The sequence below is a fragment of the candidate division TA06 bacterium genome (assembly GCA_016208585.1).
In the GTDB taxonomy this organism is placed as follows: domain Bacteria; phylum Edwardsbacteria; class AC1; order AC1; family EtOH8; genus UBA5202.
On sequence record JACQXR010000041.1, the window covers coordinates 1 to 5,042 of the forward strand.

Consider the following 5,042-nt stretch of genomic DNA (forward strand, 5'->3'; position numbering starts at 1 on the left):
CGCGGCAGACCTGTCATCGAGTGAAAATAAAACAAACCAAAAACCACAACCAAAAGGAGAAAAGGACATGAAACGGTCAAAATTCATCTTCGCATTTGTAACATTGCTTTTGGCGTTTGGCATGACGCAAAAAGTTTATGCTACGAATGTGTCGGGCGACGTATCCGGCACCTGGACAACGGCAGGCAGCCCGTATATTGTAACAGGCAGCATTACTGTGCCTGATCAACAGACGTTAACCATCGAGCCTGGAGTGGCAATAAAGTTCAATGGGAATTACCAGTTCTTAGTTTCCGGCAAATTGATTGCCGTGGGGACGGAGACGGACAGCATCAAGTTTTTGTCTAACCAGACTACGCCGACCAAGGGCTATTGGCGTGATATAAGTTTTAGCGCGCCGGAAAAGGGCAGCCTGATGAAATATTGCGTGGTGAAACACGGGGGCAACGCTGGTTTCCAAACCGGCCCGGTAACTTTCACCAGTACTTGGGACAGCGTTAGCATTGAGAATTGCCTGATAGACTCCAGCGCCTATGATGGGTTGTACGTGGGCACAAACTCCGCGCCCCAAATAACCAACTGCCAGGTGCGCAACTGCGAAAAGTACGGGATAAACTGGCTGAGCGCTGTTTATGCGGCCTTGGACAACAATGTCATCACGGGCAACAAATTGTCACCATTGAACATTCCTTCGGAGATGATTGTGCGGCTTGGCTCCGGCCTGCAGTTGTCGGGTAACGACAGTAATTTCATCTATGTCCGGGGTGGAAGCATAACAACCAGCGGCATCTGGCGAAAATTAGGCAATCTGCCATATGTGATATATAACTCAGGTATTACTTTAGCTGATCAACGGGAGTTGACCATCGAGCCCGGGGTGGCGATAAAGTTCAATGGTCTTTATCGGTTCACTGTCAACGGCAAGTTGGTGGCTGTAGGCACGGAGACGGACAGCATCAAGTTTTTGTCGAACAAGGCTACGCCGGCCAAGGGCGATTGGTATGACATATATTTTAGCGCGCCGGAAAAGGGCAGCCTGATGAAGTATTGCGTGGTGAAGCACGGAGGCAACAGCGGCTACGGAACCGGCCAGGTGTCTTTTGCCAGCACCGGGGACAGCGTTAACATTGAGAATTGCCTGATAGACTCCAGCGCCACGGCCGGGTTGTATGTGGGCACAAACTCCGCGCCCAAAATAACCAGATGCACCATGCTGAACAGCGGCTACGGGGTAAGCTGGCTAAGCACGTTGGCCGGAAGCATAGACAACTGTGCGTTTTCCAACAATGACCGGGGCATTTCCGTTACCGCCAATGCAGCCCTGAAGCCGCGCTACTGCGCCATCGCCCAGAACGACACCGGCGTGTATGTCAACGTATCCAGCACGACGTTAAAGCCCGATTTCGGCACGGCAACGGAACCCGGATACAATACGATCAAAGGCAATGCAGCCTGGAATTTTTATAACAACTCCGGCACAACTTATACCTTAAACGCTATCGGCAACGACTGGGGTTTGTACGACTCCACCAGCATTGACAACACCATCTATGATGACCCAACCACGGGCCGGGTTGACTTCATGCCCTTCCTCGGCCCGCTGTGGTCGGACGTAAACTACGCTACCGCCTACAACAACGGCAAAAAGCTAGCCCGCAAAGCCGGCGCCGACGAATTGCACTTAACCTTCCAGCGCAAAGGCAGGGTATGCTACAGCAGTTCGGCCGATGCCGGAGCAAATTGGCTCAATGCTATTGAACTGGCCGACCCCGGCTATGCCTGGGGCCCCTGCATTGCCATGAACGCTTCCAGCCAGCCCTGCATAGCTTACCCCAAGGCCACCGAGATCTACACAGGCCTGCAGTTTGCAAAGTACGATGGAGCAAACTGGCAGTTTGCCCCGGTCATTTTGCAGACCCACATGGTGGGCGGTTTTAATGTTTCTCCGCCCTCAATGGTCATTAACGCCAGCGACACTGTGCACCTGGCCGTGGAGACCAGCCAGGGAACCGCAGACGGCTATTGGTGGTTTGCCTGGTATTACAAGTTTGCGGCCAATGATCCGTCCACCATCATAGAAAGAAAAAAGATAGACTCCATGTTCGTGCACGACGAGCCGTGGCTTAAGTCTCCCAGCATAGCCATGGATCCTCTGGGCAACTGCCACATTGTCTACACCAAAAGTATGATAACCGTTAACCCCGGGGACGTGTATTATGCCGAGCAAGCGGGCGGGGTGTGGCAGGCTCCGGTTAATTTGAGCAACAGCGAGGCGACCTCCAGCGAGGCCAGCATAGAAGCATATGGCGACAGTTTGCATGTAACCTGGGTTGAGGCTACCAGCGATGTGGAGAAGGAAGTTTGGAGAATGTCAAAAGAGGTTGGCAAAATCGCGTGGGAACCCAGCTGGTTCGTCAGTAACACACCAACCCAGCTTTCCGAAGTCCCGGTTACCTTCGGCGGAATTACTTTCTGGTCTGAATACGAAGGCACGAATTACGAGACCGATTATTACAGCCCCACCTTGGGAACCAGGGTAAACCTCAGCAACACTACCACCGAATCAGTGCATCCCCAGGGCGTGGTCAGCTTTGATGCCAGCAAACTCTACTCCGTCTGGACAGAATCCTACAACGGCTTAGTTGACAATGCCATTGCCGAGATCAAATTCGGTACGGTAACTCTGCCTGCTAAGCTGGCCTATTATGCGGTGGGGGTGGGTTCGGAAACGGCTTCGGGCTATACAATCTATCGGGACGGCGATACCACTTATCCTTCGGGCATATCGGTTGATTATGCCGCTGATGAGTTGGTTTACAACTTGCCGTACCTGAATCTTGGTTACGACTACACCCTGCAGGTGGTGGGCTATCACGAAAGCTCCGGCAAGTGGAACGAGCAGGTAAAGCTTGACGGCAAAATTGCCCGGGTTCTAAAAGTGACTGCCGGAGTGCCGGATACGGTGAGGATACCGATACCGGAGAATTATTATGCCGACGACAAGAAGGTAGAGTTGAAGGTAAGAAAGCTTACCGGAGATTACGCGGCAGTTTCCAACATCACTTTGTATCGGACAGAAATAGCGACAAAACCCGGCAAATCGTCTGGCGGCGCTCAGTTTGCCGAAGGCGCAGTAACACCGTTGGCCTTAGACTTTAAACTTAACCAAAACATACCCAACCCGTTTAGTGGAAAAACCAATATAAGTTATCAGTCGCCGCAAAACGGCAAGGTAACTTTAAAGGTTTACAACCTGCAAGGGCAAGTGGTTAAGGTTTTAGTGGATAAGGAACAGCCTGCCGGTTATTACAATGTAGCTTGGGACGGTAAAAGTGATGCCGGCAAAAAGATATCCAACGGGGTGTACTTTTACAGGTTGACAACAGACAGTGGTATTGCCACTAAAAAATTAGTTTTTGTGAAATAGGAGGGCATGTGAAGTGTATAGCCGCTTTGGTCGGCTATGCACTTCCGTGTTAAAAGAAAATGAAAAAGCTCCTATTATGTTTAGCATTTGCTATTTTAGCAAACCAGGTATATGCGGTAAATTTTAAAGTAGTTGCTACTTTGCCGGAAGGGCAAGATGGTGATTACGGATTTATTAGAGCAATAGATTCGAACAATAGTGGTAACCCAGAGTTGATATTTAATGTTCACAAGGGTTTGGGTGTTTATTTTGTAGCGGCTTACGAGTACACACCAATTAACAATTATAGCTTTGCTGAAACGCTTGCCACCGGAGGTGATCATATATTTTGGAACGCCGGATATATAGATGATGATAGTTTGACGGATATTATCATGCAGGGCACCACTGCCGATTCATTTTTAGTCTATGAAAGTAGAACATATAATATATATCCGGATAGTATTGTATGGGGGGGGGGGGGGATAAAAACAGTGGTTATTGCACCTACATATATTACCGATGTAGACAAAGATGGGAAAAAAGAAATATTTACCCGTGCTGTAGAAACAGAAAGCGTGTTTGTATATGAATGTTCCGGTGACAATCAATACGACTTAGTTTATACTAATAATGTTACAGGCTATGGTGAAAATATTCTTACTTTTGCCTTTGACGACTTTGACCGGGACAGTTTAATGGAATTCGTAACCGGCGGTGCAATAGGCCAGGTTATATTATGGGAATGCACCGGGGATAACCAATACCAGGTTGTTTGGAGCGATACAGTTGAGCCTGCTTATACTGCCTACGATGTGGTAAGCGCCAAAGATATGGACCAGGACGGCAAGCCGGAATTTATTATCGGGGCCACCCGGTTTGCTTCTTTTAACCATACCACGGTATGGACATTTTACGAAAGTAATGGGCCTAATTCATATATACCGGTATTCGTTGATTCTTTAACCAACATTGACGGCTCGGATTACTATTCGGCTTCCTATTGCGGAGACATAGACAACGACAGCATTCCGGAAGCGGTGCTGGCGGTTGGTTCCAATTGGGTGGTTTACAAGGCAATTGGAGATAACCAATTCAGCAGGATATACAAAGCCTATGCCGGGGATAATAACCGCTCCAATACTTCCATTTGCATTGCCGATATGAACGGCAACGGGTATGCTGAAATAATAGAAAGCGGGGCCGTAAACTCAACAGTATCAGAGACCATGGTCTGGGAAATAATGGGCGAGGTAACCTGGGATAGCCTAAGACTAACCCAATTGGATAGCTGCATTCAAGTAAAGTGGAGCACCACCAAACAGTTTGTCAATTTTGGGTTTAGACTTTACCGTTCCCTGTTTGCCGACAGCGGGTATGCCATAGTCTACAGCACATATGACACTATACGACTGGATACGACCTTATTAAGCTATGTCTTTAACGACAGCAATGTAGTTACGGGCACCACATACTACTACAAGATTCAAGCCAAGGCATTGAACGACATCAGTCTGTTCTTCGGCCCGGTGAGCGTAATGTATACCGGGGTTTCCGGCCAACCTGAAGACAGAATGCCGAATATTGAATTTAGAATGCACCAAAATAACCCCAATCCGTTTTCGCATACAACCAC

The 5,042-nt window shown here is 48.7% G+C and carries 2 protein-coding genes; both read left to right on the forward strand.

The annotated features are described in order from the left end of the window. Positions 1–67 precede the first annotated feature (67 nt). Positions 68–3,427, forward strand: coding sequence for a right-handed parallel beta-helix repeat-containing protein (locus HY768_03425; GenBank protein ID MBI4726270.1), 3,360 nt, complete (start codon positions 68–70; stop codon positions 3,425–3,427). Positions 3,428–3,486: 59 nt separating this feature from the next. Beyond that, positions 3,487–5,042, forward strand: a 1,556-nt coding sequence (locus tag HY768_03430; GenBank protein ID MBI4726271.1) for a VCBS repeat-containing protein, incomplete at its 3' end; no start/stop codon positions are given.

What these genes read in the sequence shown, in the direction of transcription:
- HY768_03425 (MBI4726270.1), top strand. Translation starts at nt 68, where the DNA reads ATGAAACGGTCAAAATTCATCTTCGCATTTGTAACATTGCTTTTGGCG.